At 59.4% G+C, this 18,950-nt stretch carries 15 protein-coding genes and 1 pseudogene; 6 read left to right on the forward strand and 10 right to left on the reverse strand.

Annotated features, from left to right (window positions below; translation table 11 throughout):
- From H1Y01_RS14680 to H1Y01_RS14700, 6 genes and pseudogenes are all read right to left on the reverse strand, one after another.
- A partial coding sequence (locus H1Y01_RS14680; RefSeq protein ID WP_180541260.1) for a GMC family oxidoreductase N-terminal domain-containing protein occupies positions 1–1,101 on the reverse strand: 1,101 nt, incomplete at its 3' end.
- A gap of 17 nt (positions 1,102–1,118) precedes the next feature.
- The gene (locus H1Y01_RS14685; protein ID WP_180541261.1) at positions 1,119–2,327 is read right to left on the reverse strand and encodes a Gfo/Idh/MocA family protein; all 1,209 of its coding nucleotides are present in this window, start codon (positions 2,325–2,327) and stop codon (positions 1,119–1,121) included.
- Between the two features lie 39 nt (positions 2,328–2,366).
- The gene (locus tag H1Y01_RS14690) at positions 2,367–3,323 is read right to left on the reverse strand and encodes an alpha-L-fucosidase (RefSeq protein ID WP_257644460.1); all 957 of its coding nucleotides are present in this window, start codon (positions 3,321–3,323) and stop codon (positions 2,367–2,369) included.
- A gap of 18 nt (positions 3,324–3,341) precedes the next feature.
- Positions 3,342–3,401, reverse strand: a pseudogene (locus tag H1Y01_RS20110) (twin-arginine translocation signal domain-containing protein); the annotation flags it as partial.
- Between the two features lie 19 nt (positions 3,402–3,420).
- Positions 3,421–6,921, reverse strand: a complete 3,501-nt coding sequence (locus tag H1Y01_RS14695; protein WP_180541263.1) for a carboxypeptidase-like regulatory domain-containing protein — start codon at positions 6,919–6,921, stop codon at positions 3,421–3,423.
- 80 nt (positions 6,922–7,001) lie between these two features.
- Positions 7,002–8,831 (reverse strand): tetratricopeptide repeat protein, encoded by a 1,830-nt coding sequence (locus tag H1Y01_RS14700; RefSeq protein ID WP_180541264.1) that lies wholly within the window; start codon positions 8,829–8,831, stop codon positions 7,002–7,004.
- 44 nt (positions 8,832–8,875) lie between these two features.
- On the opposite strand from H1Y01_RS14700, the gene H1Y01_RS14705 reads away from it, so the two are divergent.
- The gene (locus H1Y01_RS14705) at positions 8,876–10,117 is read left to right on the forward strand and encodes an FAD-dependent oxidoreductase (protein WP_180541265.1); all 1,242 of its coding nucleotides are present in this window, start codon (positions 8,876–8,878) and stop codon (positions 10,115–10,117) included.
- Between the two features lie 3 nt (positions 10,118–10,120).
- Here the strand turns inward: H1Y01_RS14705 and H1Y01_RS14710 are convergent, their stop codons facing one another.
- A complete protein-coding gene (locus tag H1Y01_RS14710) occupies positions 10,121–11,977 on the reverse strand; it encodes a PIG-L deacetylase family protein (protein ID WP_180541266.1) in 1,857 nt (618 codons plus the stop codon).
- A 137-nt stretch (positions 11,978–12,114) separates the two neighbouring features.
- Between H1Y01_RS14710 and H1Y01_RS14715 the strand changes: the two genes are divergently transcribed.
- Positions 12,115–12,264 carry a lmo0937 family membrane protein gene (locus H1Y01_RS14715; protein WP_180541267.1) on the forward strand — a complete coding sequence of 50 codons (150 nt, stop codon included), beginning with the start codon at positions 12,115–12,117 and terminating at the stop codon, positions 12,262–12,264.
- 1 nt (position 12,265) lies between these two features.
- Here the strand turns inward: H1Y01_RS14715 and moeB are convergent, their stop codons facing one another.
- From moeB to H1Y01_RS14730, 3 genes are read right to left on the reverse strand one after another with little or no spacing between them, the layout of a single operon-like run.
- Entirely contained in the window at positions 12,266–13,726 is a 1,461-nt protein-coding gene (gene moeB, locus H1Y01_RS14720; RefSeq protein WP_180541268.1) for a molybdopterin-synthase adenylyltransferase MoeB, read from the reverse strand.
- Entirely contained in the window at positions 13,711–14,133 is a 423-nt protein-coding gene (locus H1Y01_RS14725; protein WP_180541269.1) for a Mov34/MPN/PAD-1 family protein, read from the reverse strand. Before H1Y01_RS14725 ends, moeB begins: the two co-directional genes overlap by 16 nt.
- 3 nt (positions 14,134–14,136) lie before the next feature.
- Positions 14,137–15,090 (reverse strand): PLP-dependent cysteine synthase family protein, encoded by a 954-nt coding sequence (locus H1Y01_RS14730; protein ID WP_219341565.1) that lies wholly within the window; start codon positions 15,088–15,090, stop codon positions 14,137–14,139.
- A gap of 125 nt (positions 15,091–15,215) precedes the next feature.
- Here H1Y01_RS14730 and H1Y01_RS14735 point away from each other — a divergent pair, with 125 nt between their 5' ends.
- The 4 genes from H1Y01_RS14735 to H1Y01_RS14750 all read left to right on the forward strand — a co-directional run.
- Positions 15,216–15,725, forward strand: a complete 510-nt coding sequence (locus tag H1Y01_RS14735; RefSeq protein WP_180541270.1) for a hypothetical protein — start codon at positions 15,216–15,218, stop codon at positions 15,723–15,725.
- 39 nt (positions 15,726–15,764) lie between these two features.
- Positions 15,765–16,574 (forward strand): glycosyltransferase family 9 protein, encoded by an 810-nt coding sequence (locus H1Y01_RS14740; protein ID WP_180541271.1) that lies wholly within the window; start codon positions 15,765–15,767, stop codon positions 16,572–16,574.
- 10 nt (positions 16,575–16,584) lie between these two features.
- Positions 16,585–17,544 (forward strand): GNAT family N-acetyltransferase, encoded by a 960-nt coding sequence (locus H1Y01_RS14745; RefSeq protein WP_180541272.1) that lies wholly within the window; start codon positions 16,585–16,587, stop codon positions 17,542–17,544.
- Between the two features lie 6 nt (positions 17,545–17,550).
- The coding region (locus H1Y01_RS14750; RefSeq protein WP_180541273.1) for an amidase at positions 17,551–18,950 on the forward strand (1,400 nt) is incomplete at its 3' end.

Genomic DNA, 18,950 nt, shown 5'->3' on the forward strand with positions numbered 1-18,950 from the left:
CTTCCCGGCCTTCTGTTCTTTATAGAGCCACCAGGGCATGTACATATGCATGCCGCCGACCCCGTCTTCATTTTGCGGCGGAAGATCTTCCAGAATCGGCATGTAACCACCCACGCCGGAACCTACCGTATCCATCACGTAGCGACCTACCAGGCCGGTTGAGTTAGCCAGACCGTTCGGATGCTGCGGTGTCTTCGAATTCAGCATGATCCGCGCCGTCTCGCAACAACTCGCGGCCAGCACGACGATCCGCCCGTACACCGTTTGCTCCATGCGCGTCTTCTTATCGATATAAGACACGCCGCGAGCGTTCCCATCCGGCCCAACCACTACCTCGCGCGCCATCGCGCTGGTGCGTACTTCCAGGTTTCCGGTCTTCATCGCTGGAAAGATATGAACACCGGGAGAATTGAAGTTCGCGTTAGTAGCGCAAGATCGCCCGCACTGCGAACAGTAGTGGCATGCCGGCCTACCATTCAACGGTTGAGTCAAGATCGCCAGCCGCGACGGAATACAAGGAATTTTGAGCTTGTCGCACGCGATCTTGACGATACGTTCATAGCCGCGCGGAGCGGGCGCAGGTTGGAACTTGCCGTCCGGCGTATTCTCCAAGCCCTCGGCGGTGCCGAACACGCCGATAAGTTCCTCGGCCTTGTCATAGTAAGGAGCTAAGTCGTCGTAGGTGAACGGCCAATCGAATCCGCGGCCATCCCGGCTGTATGGTTTAAAGTCGTAAGGGCCCATTCGTAGCGAGATGCGGCCGTAGTGATTCGTGCGGCCGCCCAGCATGCGCGCGCGCCACCATCTCCAGGTAGAGCCCGGCGCCGAAGTGTAGGGTTCGCCGGGAACTTCCCACCCACCTACCAGCGTCGCATCGAAGTATCCGAATGGCTTCTCATGGCTGCCCGAAGCCCGATGCGGTGCGTTGTACGGCCATTGAAACATGTCCGATTGCTTCGTGCAGTCGAACCAATCTCCGGCTTCGAGCATGCAGATCTTGGCGCCGGAGAGCGCGAGTACATGCGCCGCAACACCGCCCCCCGCGCCGGAGCCGACGATGATCACGTCGTATGTCTTGGGAGTTGTCTGTACCTGGGCCATAAGTTGTCCAATGTTAGTTATGCCGTCTGGTGACCAGCCGCGGGACCCGGCACCCACGCGCCTGTCCCACGCATCGCCAGATTCGCGATATGCCCGGCGCGAGCCGCCGCGACGCCTATTTCGACACTGGCGTTCGTCGCCTTACGCGTGCGGATGCAATCGAAGAAGTTGGCCATATGGTCCAACGCGCCGTCATGCGCCGATTTCACTTCCAAGGTCGGATTGTCGGGCTCGAAGTTCTCGCTATAGTGTCCGATTTCCTGATACACGGCGAAGCCCTTGCGGTGCAGCCGCATCGCGGCTTTCGTTCCGCGAATCATCAGACCGCCGCCTTCGATATAACCCAGCAGCGCGCTATCGAACTGCACTAATACATTCGGATAGAGTAGCGCGGCGCTCATGGTATCGGGCGTTTGCCGCTGCTGCAGCAGAGCCTTGAACCCGGTCGCCGTCGCCCGCACCGGCATATCCTCACCCATGAACCATTGCGCGACATCCACCCAATGCACGAATAAGTCGGTCATCGCGCCGCCCCCGAAGTCCCAATACCATCGCCAGTGCGCGTATTGGTCGGCATCGAACGGCCGATACGGAGCTGATCCCAGAAAAGCTTTCCAATTCAACTTACTCTGGTCGATGTTCATCCTGGCGTTCTGGTTCGCCAGATGATTCTGATACCAATACGTGCGGATGAACGTCACCTGCCCAAGTTCGCCCGAACTTACAATGTCCTTGGCCTGAAGGTAGTGACCCCAACTGCGCTGCTGGGTTCCGGTCTGCACCACGCGCCCGCTCGCCCGCACGGCGGCGATCAGCGGCTCGCCTTCTTCGATGCGGTGCGTCACCGGTTTCTCGCAGTACACATCCTTACCGGCTTGCACCGCGGCGATGGTAATCGGCACGTGCCAGTGGTCGGGCGTTCCAATCACCACGGCATCGATGTCGTTGCGGTCCAGCACGCGCCGGTAGTCGTCGAACTTCTGCGCGTTCGGTGCGGCCTTGGCTTGCGCCTCATCGGCGTGCGGCTCATAAACATCGCAGATCGCCGTGATATCGCCGGCCCCCACCTTGTTGACCAACGAAAGAAGATACTGGCAGCGCTCGCCGACTCCGATGGCGCCGACGCGAATACGATCGTTGGCGCCCAGAATTCGTTTGTAGGAGCTAGCCGTTGCGAGGGCCGCGCCGATAAAGACGCGCCGGTTGGGAAAAGAGATCTCGGACACAGTGTTTGGATTCTATCGCGTGCCGGGAATCGAAATTGTTTATGCGCGGATCCTCTGAGCGACTTTGCGCATGGTCGAGACCGCCTCATCCGTAATCCGCCCCGTGTTGTCCGGCGATAGATTCAGCAACAGGTTCGATTTGCCCTTGATGCACGCCCGATACGCATTCGCTATCACGTCAGCCGGTTGCGTCGTAAAGTCGTTGCGCCAGAACCAGCTATGCATGCGTGGCATCGGCTTGTAAATGGGCCCCGTCGGCAGCCACGTCTCGAAAGGCATGTAGTATTGCTTGCCTTCGAACATCACATGCGGATTATGTCCTTCGGGGGGAGGTAGCGTATCTTCCCCATTGATGACATCCGTGGGCCAACTCTTCGGCTCGCAGATGCGTCCTTGATTGCGCCGACTTTGGTCGAAGCCCTGATTATCGACGATGACGCAATTCGGGTTTAGCTTCTTGACTAACCGGTAGAGTTCCCAGCGCTGCTCCAGCGTGATCTTCCAGGTGATGTCGAAGAGTTGGTAGATAGCGCCGGGATACTTCGTGTGCAGCTCGGTCACTTGGCGCTTGATCAGGGAATAGTAGTGATCCGGAACCATCGAGTTCCAGTCGAACTTACCCTCGTTATGCGGATCGAGGATGCAGTAGTAATAGCCGTACTTCAGCCCGGAGGCCTTGCAGTTTGCGACGAACTCGCCGACTACATCCGTCTTATTGCTGCTGTGAGCGACGTCGTAGGTGTAGTCATCCGTCGGCCAGAGCGCGAAGCCCGACATGTGCTTGGCCGTCAAGACCGCATACCGCGCGCCCAGCGTCTTCGCGATGTCGATCCATTGCTTCACATCGAGATGCGTCGGATTGTAAGTCGTTGCAGGGACCGCGCCGATCTCGTAATCGTCACCGGTGAAGGTATTCATGCTGAAGTGATAGGAGCAACCGAACTGCAGCCGTTCATATTCCGCCAGCAGCGGTGTTCGCGTGGTTGCGGGGCCCACACCTTGGTCCACCGCACCAAAAAGTGGGGCACCCGCACTGGTAGCGGCTGCCCCTTTTAGGAAATCCCGTCGATTCACTTGTTCTCCGCGCTTGCGTTTAGAAGCTTGCCTTCAGACTCATCTGTATTGTTCGCGGATTGTTCTCCGTTCCTTGCGCGGCACCGAACGGATAGCACGATGACTGCGATAGGTCCTCGCAGAAGTTGTTGTACTGCGCATAGTTGAACAGATTCAGGAACTCCGCCCGGAATTGAGCCTTGAGTAACTCATTCCCAAAACTCTTGGCAACCGCGAAGTCAACGTTTCTCGCTTCCCGCTCGCGCAGCGTGGTCTCGCGCATCGCGATGTTCCCAAATACAAACGGCGATGAAGGCGATGCGAAAGCCGCCGGATTGATCCAGTTGTCCGCGGTCTGGTTCGCTGTGCGGGGATCCCCGATCAGGTTTGGGTACTGCGGCCCTTGATAGCCAAAGTTATTCAACTCATTGCTATAGCTGTTGATGATCTGCTGCAGCGGTAGACCGCTGGCGAACCGGGTGATCGTCGAAACCTGCCAGTTCCCCAGCGCTTGCCGCACCAGGAACGGCGCGTCCCCGCCCCAGCGCTTGCCTTTGCCGTAAGGCAGGTCGTATACCAGCGCCGTCACGAAACTCTGCGGCACGTCATGTGTGCTGATGTTGTAATCCAGCTTGGTATTGTAGGGATCGCGCCATTGCGAGTTGCTGAAGGCCCAGCCAAAGTAGTCTTCCGGTCCGTCGTCCATCGCTTTCGACCATTGGTACGTCATGAGGAGGCTCAATCCGTTGCTGAAAGCATGGTTTAGCTTCAGATTGAGCGCGTCGAACTGCGACTCAGCGCCGGGTTCCGAACGAGTCAAAACCAGGTAAGTGAACTCGGGATAGGGGCGCAGTAACTCGTTGTAAGAGATTGTTTGGGCCGTGTTCAGATAGCTGTTCGGATTGGCCGCGATGTTGCCGTAGTACGGATTCGGCACCTGCGCGTCCAATTGATAGCCGAGGCTCAAGTACTGCGGGGAAAGCGTGTCCGCATCCAGATTCGGGTTGCCGTAAAGTAGCTTCCGGCCGCGATTTCCCGTATAGCTTGCCTCGAAGATTGTGTGCGGGTTGATCTCATACTGAAACGCGGCGCTCCAGTTCTCCGTGTAACCGATCGGGTGCGGACCGTAATACCACACGTTACTCTGCCCGTCTCCGACCAAGGTATTTAAACCTTGGGAACTTCCCGTCGGCTGATTGATGCCGGACGGGAACGGATTGTTGATCAGTAGCGAAGGCGTATATCCGCCGTTGCCGGTTGCGTTGTAGTTGGTATAGGCGTTGAAGCCCTGGAACTCCGCCCCGCCGTCGTCGCCCAGTAGCGCCGAGGGATTGAGGAAGAAGATTCCGGCGCCTGCCCGAAATACAAGCTTGTCGGTGATCCGGTAGGCAATGCCCATCCGGGGAGCAAATGTCAGATTATCCGGCTGCCACGCGTACCGGTTGCTTGAGCTAGCGTACTCGAATCCCCCGTAAACGTTTTGTCCAATCGCGGAACTTATCGGATTCAAAACCGTCGGATCGAAGTAGGCGACGCGGTTGTAGCGCTCCGTCGCGGGCCGCTGGTTTTCATACCGCACGCCGGCATTGATCGTCAAGCGCGGCGAAACACGCCATTGGTCCTGGATGTAGACGCCGTACGTATGCTGGCTAAAGGCCGGATCGATGTTGGTTTGCGAACTTCCGCCGCTCGCGGTACCGAGCAGCATGGAGGCGATCGCGTCGCCCGTAGCCGATGCGGAATAGTTCAGCGCGTCGCAGGGACCCATCGTACTCGGGTCGCACGAAGTCATCGCGGTGCTGAAATTGAACGATCCCGCCGCCTCATTGATCACGTTGATCATGCCAACGTCGTAGTTAGCCCCAAACTTCAAGGTGTGTTTCCCGAATTCCTTGGTTGTGTTGTTCTGTGCAGTCTCCGAATAACGCACAAACCGCTCAAAGGTGCCGTTTCCGAGCGGTGCATAGGTTTGATCCGGATAGATCGTGGGCAGCAACGGCGCCTGGAAATCGGAGTTAGGTAAGCCGATCGTAGATGCGCTGGCCTGGCCGTAGTCCTGCGCGGTATGAGCTTCACGCCAACGGCTATAACTGACGAAGTCATTAATCACCCAAGTAGGACTCGGCGTAATCGTGTCGTTAATGACAGCCTGAAATCCCGTGTTCGTTTGGTTGACGTTATTGTCTGCACCGTTACACGCAAAACATGGCAGAGTAATGTTCTGATCGATTCGGTCGGAGAAACGAACAAACATCCGGTGCGTCGTGCTTTGCTCCCAATCGACCCGTTCGTCGATTTTGTCGTTGTCGGTGCCGCCGGCCCCTTGCTGGTAGTAGTTATCGATGTCCGATGGGCCGAATCCCTGCCGGTTCGGCATCGGGTACAGATTCACAATCTTCTGCCCGACAGGGTTGATCAGGCTCGCGGGAATCATGTTACCCGGGAAAGCTGTGCGTGTAAAGCCGGTGTCGTTGTTGGCGGTTACCGTCGAGAATGGGTTGTAGACAGTCCTGAGCGTTCCATCGGAATTGAGGTCCTGCGAGAAGTCCCCGTTCCGTTCCGCTACAGTAGGTACCGTTTCCAGTCCGGTGCTTTGCGTATTCGGCTGCCGAAAGCCTTCGTAAGCGGTAAAGAGGTACAGGTGCGCGCGCTTGAGTAGCGGGCCGCCCAGATTGCCGCCGAACTGATTCTGCTTGAACTCGCCGCGAGGAATACCGTACTTGTTATTCGACCAATAATTCGCGTCGAGGACATCGTTCTGGAGATAGTCATAAGCTTCCCCGTGAAAGTTATTGGTCCCGCCCTTCGTAATCAGGGTGACGATCCCGCCGCCCCCCCTTTCATACTGTGCGTCGTAAGTGTTCACGACTAACTGCTGTTCCTGTACGGAATCCTGCAAAGGGGAAACCATCAATCCGCCCCAATCCAAGGCCTGCGAAGGCGCGCCGTCAATCAGAATTGATTCATTACCTGTCCGGCCGCCGTTCATCCCGAAATTGGCCGCCATCTGATCTAAGCTTCCGTTGGTCTGGGTTTGGCCGCCCGGCGCGATCGTTGTGCCTGCTACGGCGAAGACAAAATTAAGAGGCTGGCGCGTGCTGTTGGGTAGCGCCTCCATCAGCTGACTATCGAGCGTGGTTACGTTGTTCGCAGTCTGAGTGTCCACAAGCAGGGCAGAACTGCTGACTTCTACCCGCACCTCGTTGGCCCCTACTTCGAGTCCTATATTGACCGTACTCTGCGTTTGTGCCTGAAGAATCAGGTTTTGCTGGACTGCCGTCTTGAAACCGGGCGCGGTTACCGTAATCTGATACGTTCCCGGTTGCAAGTTATTGAACTGATAACTTCCATTTCCCTGAGAAGTGAAATCGTGGGTATCGTTATTAGCCAGATTCCTCAAGACCACCTTCGCGCCCGGTACAACGGCTCCGGTCGGGTCATTAACAACCCCGGTGATTGAAGAAGTAAACGATTGACTGAACAAACTCGGGCAAAGCGCGATGGCGCAACCCAAAATGAACACAAAGAGACTACGGCGCAAGAACCCCTCCCCCACTGCGTACTTTCGTACGAGTGCTATGACGGCCACATTATCAGACTCACGAAAACAATTCAAACTAATTAATTAAAAAGACGAGGGTGCTCGGCCTGAGTAAGATCGAATTGCAGAGCACCTGACGGTCCGACAATCGTAATCGCTTCGTTAATGAACGCTTTCGCGAGGTCGAATTTTCCGGCACGAATCAACGCGTCGGCGGCCTCCGTTAACAGCGCCGCGCCCGGTTTCAAATCCAAAATTTTGCGAGCCGTAGCTTGAATCGCCGCCGAATCTGCGCCGTTCGCCAGCAACTCCAGATAGCGGACCTGAGCCTCCGCGTTTGCGGGATTCGCGCGGACCGTTCGCTCGACTCCCGCTCGATATAAGCGCTCGCGCTCTTCCGGCGGCAAACCCAGGAAAGAAACCAGACCACGCGGGGGTGTCGCCGCGGAATGGTCAGGCCCCAATTCCCGCAGTCGAGCCATCACGCCCGCCGCCTCATCGTCATGACCCGCCTTGGCCAGCGCTCGTCCCAGATGCAGCAGTACGCGCGAGTTCCGGGGCTCCAACTCCGCTGCTTTCCGTAGCGGAATCAGTGCGTCATCCGCCCGATCAAGAGCAATCAAAGCTTCCCCAAGCCGGTCCAACGCTGTCGTGTTCTGAGGCTGCTCGTCCGCCGCCTCTTTGAAATTCGGCAAAGCCTTGGAAGAATTTCCGGCATGATAGGCGAGCAATCCCCGCGCGAGATGTGCGGCGGTTAACGCCGGATTCAGCTGCAGTGCGCGATCCAATTCACGCTCGGCCTCATCCGCGTGGCCGCCGGCGGCTTCCGCCGTCCCTAACTCGAAATGCCCGATCGCATCGTTCGGATGCGCATGCGCAAACTTCCGCAACTCCGCCAGACTGCTTTCCATGTTTTGTCCCAGCGCCGTTTCCGCGAAGGCGCGATCGCGCACCGCGGTGTCATCATGCGGCCGCAGCTTCAAATAGCGATCCCACACCGCGATTGCGTCATCGAAATAGCCCATTTCCGCCGCCACGCGCGCCAGTAGCGACAACACATCGGCGTTGCCGGGCGCGTCGTTCGCCGTCTGAGCGAGCAGTTCCAGCGCGTCGGAGGTCTTGCCCAAACGATCCTCAACCACCGCCAGGTCGTAAGCCGCGGCTGCATTCTTCGGATCGATGCGATGAGCCGCCGTCAGCGCAGTCAACGCATGTTCGTTGTCACCTGCATGCGACGCCGCAAGCCCCCATCGATATTGCGCCTCGAAGTCGTCAGCGCTCGCCGCCGCAACCCGCGCGAGATACTCTTCCGCTTTGGCATACTGTCCGGCGGTCGCCAGCGCCTCGCCGACGGCGGCATCGGAACTCGATGGGATGCGCGCGAGAATCGCATCGGCTTCGGTCTCCTTGTGCAGCTCATACAGCGCTTGCATTCGAACCAACGTGCCAACGTCGGTCTCCTGCGCGTCTGCGGGAAGGCGATCTAAATACCGCAGCGCCTCTTCCGGTTTTTTCTCGACAACGCAGATGCGCGCCAACTGCATCGCGGCGTTCGGATGCGCCGGTTGTAACGCCAACACTTTCGCGAAGGCCACGCGAGCTTCCAGCAATTTACCGGAAGCGAGCAAATTGTTTCCGTAGTTATTCCACAACGAGGGCGCCTGCGGTTGAGCGGCTAACGCCTTCTTGTAGAACACCGTCGCGCCGGAGTGGTCGCCCTTGCGGTCGAGCACGAGCCCGAGCATCCCGTCGGCATCCGCGTTTGCGGGATGAATCCGCAACGCAGCGCGCAGGATTTGTTCCGCGCCCGCCAGATCGCCGCGCTGAAACGCGTCCACCGCACTCTCGATCGGATCGCTCTGTGCCGCGAGCGCCGTACAAAGCAGAAGCACGCACCAAATCACACGCATCAACTTGCAGTGTAATGAGCAGCGCTTGTGTACGCTGAAACCTAATGCCCGATATGAGCCGCCGCGAACTCGGCGCCGTTCTGCTCGCCGCGCCAGCCGTGGCTTCCGGTCAAGGGGTACCTACCGGTCAATCAAAGCAAAGCTTCGTCGTTATCGGCGCCGGCGTGTTCGGCGCGTGGACTGCATACCACCTGCGCCTCGGCGGCCACAACGTCACGCTGCTCGACCAATACGGGCCCTCCAATAGCCGCGCCAGTTCCGGGGGCGAAACGCGGATCATTCGCGCGTCGTATGGGCCCGACGAGATCTACACGCGTATGGCGAAGCGCTCGCTCGCCTTGTGGTCGGCCTTCTTCGCGCGTATCGGGCATTCGTATCTGGAACGCGCCGGAGTTCTCTGGCTCGCCAAGCAGGGCAATGCGTATGTCGAGCAGAGCCGGCAGACGCTCAAGGCGGTGGGTGTCGAATTCCGCGATGTATCCTCGGCCGATCTCGCGCGGGACTATCCGCAAATCCGTCTCGAACCCGGAACGATCGCGATTTTCGAGCCGGACAGCGGCGCTCTACTGGCACGCGAATCCGTCGCCGCGGTCGTCGTCGAGTTCACGCGAATCGGCGGAATCTACCGGCAAGCCGGCGTTCGTCCACCACAAGGCGGCGGCCGTCTCAGCGAGATCCAAACGACCGACGGAGACTCCCTTCGAGCCGATACTTTCGTGTTTGCGTGCGGACCCTGGCTCGGCAAAGTCTTCCCTGAGCTACTCGCGACGCGCATCTTCGTCACGCGCCAGGACGTGCTGTTTTTCGGAATTCCCGCGGGCGATCGCCGCTTCGAGCCGCCCGCGATGCCGGTGTGGATCGACTTCAGCGACGACCGCGGCATGTACGGCTTCCCCGACATCGGCCGCCGCGGATTCAAAGTCGCGTTCGATAAACACGGTCCGCCCATGGATCCGGACACCGCGAATCGCTTCGTCACCGCGGAACAATCCGCGGCCGCTCGAGACTACGTTCGCGACCGCTTCCCGGTTCTCGCGGACGCTCCGGTCGTCGATTCGCGCGTTTGCCAGTACGAGAACACGGCGAACGGGGACTTCATCATCGACCGGCATCCGCAAATGGACAACGTGTGGATCGCGGGCGGCGGTTCCGGGCACGGATTCAAGCATGGTCCGGCGGTTGGGGAGTATTTGGTGGCGCGAATGGAGGGCCGCAATGACCCGCCGGTAGAGACGCGCTTTGGATTGTCCACCAAGGGCACGGAACAAAAGCGCGCGGTCTATTAGCGCCTACTTCTCGTTCCAGCCCGCATGATCCTGCCAATCTAAAACCCGGAAATGCGGATAGGGCTCTTCACGCGGAAGCTTCGCATACGGCACGATCTCTCCTTGTTCGTGATTGCCGTCCTGCGACTGGTAATACCAAGTCGCCTCTTGCCCTAACTTCGCGCACTCCCCTGAAACAAACAGCCGTTCCTTCTCAAACTTATAAGGTGCATGCGCGCCCGGTCTAGCTCCGTAAGCCACATCCACTACCAACTTCGTCTGCGGCGATAGCTTCCCTTCACGCACTAACTGCTGCATTGCACTTACCACCAGCCAGTTATTCGTGCGATGATCCACATGGCGCTCATCCGGATGTCCGGTGATAATCAAATCCGGCTGGTAGCGCGTGATGAAATCCTTAACGGCACTTATTACGGCGTCGCGCGCAAACGGCAGGTTCGGCACGGCGGCATCCAAGTAAGGCGAATGGTCGCTGGCCAGCAACACCGACAAATAAGGATCCGAAGCCGTTCGATGTTCATACCAGATCTGCCCCAGGCCGCCGTCCGGCAGCCCCAAAAACGCGATATCTTCAGTAGGAACTCCTAAGTGGCCTAGCGACCCGCGTGCCTCGTTTAGGCGAACCTCGCCAAAGTTCAGGGCGCGCGCCGCATCGCACGTGTGCAAGTAAAAGCGCTCACACCCGCCCGCATCGCCGCCCGTGAAGTAGATGACATGCACGGGGATGTGGTTCTCAATCGCCGCTCTTATGATTCCGGGGTGGGCCGTGTCGTCATCTTCGTGCGCGCAGAAGATCAATAGCGACTTAGGTAAGTTATTAACTCCGATCTCGAGCCGGTTACTCGCGGACGGGGTTTCAATCAGGACGGTGTACAGTCCCGGCTGCAACGGAGACAGGTCAACCTCAGGTTCGTTCACTAGCGCTTTGTGCCAGGTTACGGTCCCGGCTTCATTGAGAAGCTTCACTTGCGCGAGGGCGCCGCTGCTGTTAGTGAACGGAATATGGATAGGGACGCCCGCCGGAAACATGGTGTGGGTGGTATCGAAATGGATCGTGCTCGAAACAAACTCCGAGGGGTAGAACTGCCGGTAAGTCCAGGCTTTGTCGAGATCGGCCAGCCTTCGATACAGGTAAGAGGTCGTATATTGGACCGGCTGCGGAGTATTCGGCGGAATCGTAAACGCAGGCGGCACGAACGACAGATCGTAAATCTTGTCTGTATCGCGGCTATCGCGCAACACCACGGCAAACGAAATCACCACGGGCGCGGCTCCGGCCTGCACGACGGCGGCCTTGTCGATGCGGAATTCCTTCTGTTCGCCCGGCCCGAGCGACAGGTCGTCTGCTACCAGCGTCTTCCATCGCGGGGCTTCATCCGGCAACGGCGCGATCCACGGAATCGTATAGCCGGTGAACTCCACCCGAAGGTGGTCCAGTTTCGAACCCGAAAGGTTGCGGACCACGACGCGCGGATTCACCGGATCGCCCGAGGCATAAAACGTTTTATCGAGATCAACCGACGTAATCTCAGCGACCTTGCGATGCACCGCGAACCCACCGGCGTTGCGAATGGCGGGCTTGCCGGAGACAGCCAGATCGATCTCATACCGCCCGGTGCGCGCATCGGCCGGCACGTTCCAGAGCACAGCGTACTCATCGCCTGTAACCTTCACGCCAGGGGCAAGAGAAATCTGCGCGCCCGCATAGCGTATCGAAGCGGTAGCTTGCGCAACACCCGCCAGGCGCACTCGGACGGATTCTCCCGCGTTGTACGTTGGCTGGTCGGTCACCGCGGCAGGACGAACTTCCTGAGCGGGCACGAAAAACAGGAGGGATACAAGCCAAAGGAAAGCGGTCACGTGGCCGATTGTAGCGGGGGCAGCCCGGCACCACGTAATTTCGAACAACCGGGACTACACGGTCTTTTGGCAAGAGAACTGCTTTAACCGTTTGTGCGGGAAGGCACTCTAATCGCCTGCCGTAGTGAGGAACGATAGTGCTCTGGACAATTTTTGTAATTTTACTCGTCTTATGGCTGCTTGGGATGGTTAGTTCCTACACACTAGGCGGCTTTATACACGTGCTGCTGGTAATCGCTATCGCCGTGTTCATCATCCAGCTAATCTCCGGCCGGCGCGCGGTTTAGCTTAATACTTCGGGACTTTTGGATCGACCTTGTCGCTCCACGCGAGGATGCCGCCGCGCATGTTCGAGACATCTTTAAACCCCTGTTGCCGCAGAAACTCGACAGCCTTCGCGCTGCGGCCGCCGCTCTTGCAATGCACGACGATTTCGTCGTCAGGATCGAGTTCGCCTAAGCGCCTGCCCAATTCACCGAGCGGAATCAGTTTCGCCTGCGGGATACTCGCGATCTGATATTCGTGGGGCTCGCGCACATCCACCAGGACGAAATCCGCCCCCCGATCGATCTTCTGCTTGACTTCGGTTACGTCGATTTCACCTTTAGCGGGTTCCGTATGGGTCACCTGTTGAGGAATACCACAGAACTGCTGGTAGTCGATCAGGCGGGTAACGGTCGGCGAATCGCCGCACACCGGGCAGTGCGGGTCGCGGCGGACCTTGTACTCGCGGAAGCGCATTTCGAGAGCGTCGTAGCGTAGCAGGCGCCCGATCAGCGGCTCTCCAATGCCGAGAATCAGCTTCACGGTTTCCGTTGCCTGAATCACTCCGATCATCCCCGGCAGAATGCCGAGCACACCGCCTTCGGCGCAGCTGGGCACCAGGCCGGGCGGCGGCGGCTCGGGATAGGAGCAGCGGTAGCACGGCCCACCAGGATAAGCGAAAACCGTCGCCTGGCCTTCAAACCGGAAGATGGACCCGTACACATTCGGCTTGCCGAGCAGCACGCACGCATCGTTCACCAGGTAGCGCGTCGGGAAGTTATCGGTTCCGTCGACGATGATGTCGTACGGTTCCATCACGGCGAAGGCATTTTCGCTGGTCAGCGCGATCTCGTGCAGGTCCAGGCGCACGTTCGGATTGATATCGCGCATGCGGTCCGCGGCCGAATCGAGTTTCTTGCGCCCGACGTCCTTCGTGCCGTGGATCACCTGACGATGCAGGTTGGTGTGATCGACAACGTCGAAGTCGACCAGGCCGATGCGCCCAATGCCGGCCGCAGCAAGGTATAGACCAAGGGGCGCGCCCAATCCACCCGCGCCCACCAGCAACACCTTCGCGTTCTTGAGCTTGAGCTGGCCTTCTTTGCCGACCTCCGGCATGATCAGATGGCGGCTATAGCGGAGGATCTCTTCGTTCGTGAGATCGTCGCTTGGATTGGGAGCTTCCCCGGCTATCGGCTCCGTCAGCGTCGCGCTGCCCCCCGCGATGCTGGGCACGATGGTCAGCGTATCGGCATCCGTCACCGGGGTCTCGGATTTCTGTAAATACCGGATGTCCTCATCGTTCACGTAAATGTTCACGTAGCTTCGCAGGGCGCCGGCATCGTTGTACAAGTGCTTGCGCAAGTCCGCGTGCTGCGCCGTTAGAGCGTCGAGCACGGCGGCGACGGTATTGCCCGGAGCATCCACCTGGCTTAGCTTGCCCGTGTATTGGCGCAGCGGTGTGGGGATCAGGATTTTGGCCATGAGATTTCTTCCTTTACGGCTTGAGTTTGTTCGGCGTCGGGCAGCCAGCAATTGGCGTGGTCGAACTTTCCGTTTTGAACGGAGAGCACGACGAACGAATACCACGAGCAGGAGTTCTTAAGATCGGTTTCCGAAAAATACGCGTCGCAATCGGGATGGGAATGGTAAATCCCGATCAGGTCAAGGCCGCGTTCCGCAGCCGCCCGATCGGCGCGCACCAGATCGTCCGGCGCCAGCACATAATGCGCGCGTTTGGAACCTTCGGCGGCGTTGTCCATGGGAACGGCTTCCATCACCATTTTGACTTCGTCGACGCTGCCCAGCATGACGCCGCAGCATTCGTCGGGATAAGCCGCTTCGGCGTGCTCGCGCATCACGCGCCACGGCGCCGGCTCGATGTGGATCATCTTCTACTTTGGATCACGATCGTCCCAGAAGGATTCGCTTAGGTACTTGTCGGCGCCATCGCAGAGTACGGTGACGATCACTCCAGCCCGTCCTTCGTCAGTCAACTCGCGCGCGATCTGCAGCGCGGCGCAGACGTTGGCGGCGGCTGAAATGCCCACCAGCAGACCTTCTTCGCGGGCCAACCGTTTCACCATATCGTGGGCGGCGTCGGTTTCGAGCCAGAGATTGCGGTCCGCCAGCGCCGCATCGTAAATTCCGGGAACGATCGCGGTCGGCATGTGCTTCAAGCCCTCGAGCCCGTGGAATCCGGACGACGGCTGGGCCGAAATGCAGACCGCCGAAGGCTTCTCGCGCTTGAGATAGCGCGAAACACCCATGAACGTGCCGCTGGTGCCGAGTGCCGCCACGAAATGGGTGATGCGGCCTTCCGTGCCGGCCAGGATCTCGGGCCCGGTCGTGTCATAGTGCGCGCGCCAGTTGGACGGATTGTTGTATTGATCCGGGTAGAAGTAGCGGTCCGGGTCGGCGCTGTAGATCTCACGGCATTTGCGAATCGCTCCGTCGGAACCTTCGGCTGGATCCGTGAAGACGATATCGGCGCCATACGCTTTCAGAATTCGCTTGCGTTCGGGCGAGGCGTTGCGGGGCAGGCAGAGCCGCACGCGGTAGCCCTTGATCGCGGCAATCATGGCGTAGGCGATGCCGGTATTCCCGCTGGTGGAATCGATAATCGTCTTGCCGTTGGTCAGACGCCCCGACCGCTCGCCGTCCTCGATCATGCGCAGCGCCGGGCGGTCTTTGACGGACCCTCCGGGATTGAAATATTCCGCTTTCGCGAAAATCTCCACGCCCCGATAAGGCTGGGTGACGCGCTGCAACCGGATTAAGGGTGTATTTCCGATGCTCGCCAGCAACGATCCTGCCTGTTGAATCATTGCGCTTTCTAGCGTTTTCATGAATCCCCATTTTACGTTGGAGGTATTTCGCACCTTTGTCCAACAAATTGTTCCATTTTGTACTACCACCTGTTGTATCATCCCAGTACCCTATCTTTCGGGTAATTCAATTCGAGGTACGTCGCATGCGAAAGTTTTTGACCTCCGTGATCGCGCTTAGCGCTTTCATGGCTTTTGGCGTAGTCGCCCGCGCCGCCAGCTCCGCAGCCGTTGTCTACAAAGCTCCGACCAAGACGACCGTTGCTCCGACCGGCGGTTTAACGGGTCTCTCCCTAACCGATCTCTCAACAGGCGAGTTTGACGGTGAATATCCCTTCTATAGTCCGCCCTTTTTCGCGCAGCCGATTCCTTTCAAGATTACGGGAACCAGCACGTACATCGCGATCACGGTTCAGATGCAGGACACCTTTTACACCGGTGACCCGACCCTCTCGTACGTGCTCATTCAGGGCGGAAAGATAGCGACTCCGCCGCAGACCGCCTCGTTCGGAATCACGCTGGGCCCCGGCTACGATGCCGCCTATACTTTCGTCGACACCACGCCAACCACCACGGGACCTGCTACCGCGATCGTAACGGTAACCAGTGGGTCGCAGACCATCGGCACGTTGGAAACGCGTTTGGAGATTTACTAACCTTCTTTTCCGGTCGGACCAGGCGGAGGATCGGGATCGATGTTTCAATCGATTCTGATCGTTCGCCCCGGAGCGGTCGGCGATCTTATCCTTTCCCTCCCCGCACTCGAATTTCTTTCGAGCCAGGCCGAGCGCACGGAAGTCTGGTGCGCCGAACAAAACCTCCCGTTAATTCAGTTCACACGTTATAAACAATCAATTATTTCGTCCGGATTGGATCGCGTCGGCGTGATGCATTGCGACGATGTGCTGGCTCGCTTGTCCCGATTTGAGGCGATTTACTCGTGGTACGGCGCGGCGCGGGCCGATTTTCGGATGGCGGTCGGCGCATTGCCTTTCCATTTCTACGACGCGCTTCCGCCCGGCAACCGGCAGCATGCGACCGATTTCTATTGCGGTCAGGTTGGAGCCGATATCCTTTTGCCGAAGATTATTGTTCCGCCGGCCGCCCGCGAGGCGTTTTTCATTCTGCATCCGTTTGCGTCCAACCGAGCGAAGCAATGGCCGCTGGATCGTTTCCGCGCACTCGCCGGAATATTAGGTGATATGCGGTGGTGCGCCGGTCCGGAAGATCTGGCGCGGCATCCCGGCGCGGTAGAAAATCCCGTGGTCATTGAGGACCTGTTCAACCTCGGCAAGTGGATCGGCACAGCACTCGCGTATATCGGGAACGATTCCGGAATTACCCATCTCGCCGCGGCGGTCGGGACGCCGACCATCGCGTTGTTCGGTCCAACCGATCCCGCGGTCTGGGCGCCGCGGGGCGCGAACGTGCGTGTGATGGCCAGGCGTTCGATGGACCAAATCATTCCGCAAGAAGTCGCGGCGGCGGTTTACGATCTGATATAAACGGATCGGTATGGCCGCGCTCCTCCATCCGGGGATGGACATCTGCGATTTACGGCGACTCGCGGCTCACGACCTCGCGCCGCTGCTCGACGAGGAGATCCGCTTTTGGAGGGAACAGCTGGATTGGGATTTCGGTCCGTCGGCGGATCTGGTCCGCCGGTTTACCGATGTTCACGCGCTGAACGGCTTCGCGCTGGTGAACGGTTCCGGCGTTGTCGGATATTCCTACTCGGTTATCGAGGAAAACAAGGGAATTATCGGGGACTTTTTCATTCGCCGGGAGTTTCGAACGCCGGAAAATCAGTATTGGCTCCTGGAGCGGGTGATCGAACAGCTCATGCAGACCCCGCATGCGCGCCGCGTGGAGAGCCAACTGACTTTATTTGAATCGCGGCCGGCGGAGATGCCCTTCGCGCCGTTTCTGCACACGTTCGATCGCGAGTTCCTTTCCGTCGACCTGGCTGGGTTGGATGCTTTGCCCGCGGCGCCCCACCCCGGCATCAGCATTGAACCATGGGAACCGCATTATCAGGACGCGGCGGCGCATTTGATCGCGAGCGCGTACGCCGGGCATGTGGACGCGCTGATTAACGACCAGTACCGGTCGGTGGCGGGCGCCCGGCGCTTTCTGTTCAACATCGTCCAGTTTCCAGGCTGTGGGACATTCCTGCAGCAGGCGTCGCTCGCCGCATTCGAGAAAGACACGCGCTGGATGGCCGGAATGTGCCTGACCAGCACCGTGGCGCCGGAAACCGGTCACATCACGCAGATCTGCCTTTCACGCGACGCCCGCAACAAGAAGCTGGGGTACGAGATGATGCGGCAGAGCCTATTGCTGATGCGCGTGCGCGGATTGCTGCGGGCCAGCCTCACGGTAACCAGTCAGAATGAGGGCGCGCTGGCCTTGTATCGCGGGATGGGTTTCCGGCACGTTCGCCGGTTTCCCGCATTCGTTTGGGAAGGCTACTGAGCCGGCGTGATTGTCCGTCATTCGCTGGCCTCCATGGCGCAGATGGTGCGCCTGCGGCAGATTTCGCCGGTTGAGTTGGTGGATGCTCATCTGCGGCAGATCGAAACGCGCAATCCTTCGCTGAATGCGTTTGTGCGGGTGCTGGCGGATGAAGCTCGCGACGCGGCTCGCGCTACGGAACGGGCTGTTATGCGCGGCGAGGTTCTCGGACCGCTGCACGGCGTTCCCGCGACGGTAAAGGACAGCTTCGACATGGCCGGACTGCCCACGTATTGCGGCAGCCGGTTCCGGCTCGATCACCGGGCCGCGAAGGATTCGACCGCCGCCGCGCGCTTCCGTGCGGCCGGCGCAATCATCCTCGGCAAGACGAATACCCCGGAGTTCCTCTCGATGTACGAGACCGACAACCGGATCACCGGACGCACGAACAATCCGTGGGATGTGTCGCTGACGGCGGGAGGATCGAGCGGCGGCGAGTCGGCGGCCATCGCGTCCTTCTGCTCGGCGGGCGGGATTGGGAGCGACGGCGGCGGATCGATTCGTGTACCCGCCCATTTCTGCGGCATCGCGGGACTGAAGCCGACGCCAGGGCGAGTCCCGGCGGCCGGGCACTATCCGGCGATCTCGCACCCGGGCGGACTGCTGGGAGTAGGCGGTCCGATGGCGCGGACAGCGGAGGATGTGCGCATCCTATTCAGCGTGTTGAGTGGGCACGATGCGCAGGACCCATTTTCCGCGCCCGTTCCGTTGCGACCCGCGCCTTCAGATGGATTACGCGTCGGCGTGTGGCCGCAGTTCTATGGGACGCCGGTGAGTGACGAAACCGCGGACGTCCTCAAGCGCGCGGCTGCGTGTGCGGCCGAGATCGGATTCGGAGCGGATGCTTTCACGCCGGCCGGTCTGGAGCGCGCGCATGAGCTCTGGTGGTTGTTCTTCGGACGGCTGGCGGCGCCGCTAACGCAGGCGATGATCGCCGGACGCGAGGAAGAGGCTCACTGGTCCGGGACCGAGTTGATGAAGCGCGCGCTGGCAGAACCGCCGGTGACCACGCTCGATCTCTTGATGGCCTTGGCCTCGCGCGATCGGATGCGAGCCGCGATCATCCGGCAGATGGATGAAGCGGGCATTGCGGCGATCCTCATGCCGGTCTGCGGAACGGCGGCATTTCCGCACCGGCAGCGGCAATTCGATGCGGGCGGACGGCAGATCGAGTTGCTTGAAGCGATGACGCCGGTGACTCCGTGGAATCTGTTCGGGATGCCGGGAATGGTGATCCCGTTCGGGCAGACCGCGGCGGGATTGCCGATCGGCGTGCAGCTGGTGGGGCGGCCGTGGGATGAGGAAGTGCTTCTGGAAATTGCCGTGCGGATGGAGCAGGCGCGCGGGGTGTTTCCGTCACCTGCGGG

It is taken from the genome of Nevskia soli (genome assembly GCF_903970205.1).
Lineage (GTDB): Bacteria > Acidobacteriota > Terriglobia > Bryobacterales > Bryobacteraceae > Bog-113.

What these genes read in the sequence shown, in the direction of transcription:
- H1Y01_RS14700 (WP_180541264.1), bottom strand. Translation starts at nt 8,831, where the DNA reads ATGCGTGTGATTTGGTGCGTGCTTCTGCTTTGTACGGCGCTCGCGGCA.
- H1Y01_RS14705 (WP_180541265.1), top strand. Translation starts at nt 8,876, where the DNA reads ATGCCCGATATGAGCCGCCGCGAACTCGGCGCCGTTCTGCTCGCCGCG.
- moeB (WP_180541268.1), bottom strand. Translation starts at nt 13,726, where the DNA reads ATGGCCAAAATCCTGATCCCCACACCGCTGCGCCAATACACGGGCAAG.
- H1Y01_RS14725 (WP_180541269.1), bottom strand. Translation starts at nt 14,133, where the DNA reads ATGATCCACATCGAGCCGGCGCCGTGGCGCGTGATGCGCGAGCACGCC.
- H1Y01_RS14730 (WP_219341565.1), bottom strand. Translation starts at nt 15,090, where the DNA reads ATGAAAACGCTAGAAAGCGCAATGATTCAACAGGCAGGATCGTTGCTG.
- H1Y01_RS14735 (WP_180541270.1), top strand. Translation starts at nt 15,216, where the DNA reads ATGCGAAAGTTTTTGACCTCCGTGATCGCGCTTAGCGCTTTCATGGCT.
- H1Y01_RS14740 (WP_180541271.1), top strand. Translation starts at nt 15,765, where the DNA reads ATGTTTCAATCGATTCTGATCGTTCGCCCCGGAGCGGTCGGCGATCTT.
- H1Y01_RS14745 (WP_180541272.1), top strand. Translation starts at nt 16,585, where the DNA reads ATGGCCGCGCTCCTCCATCCGGGGATGGACATCTGCGATTTACGGCGA.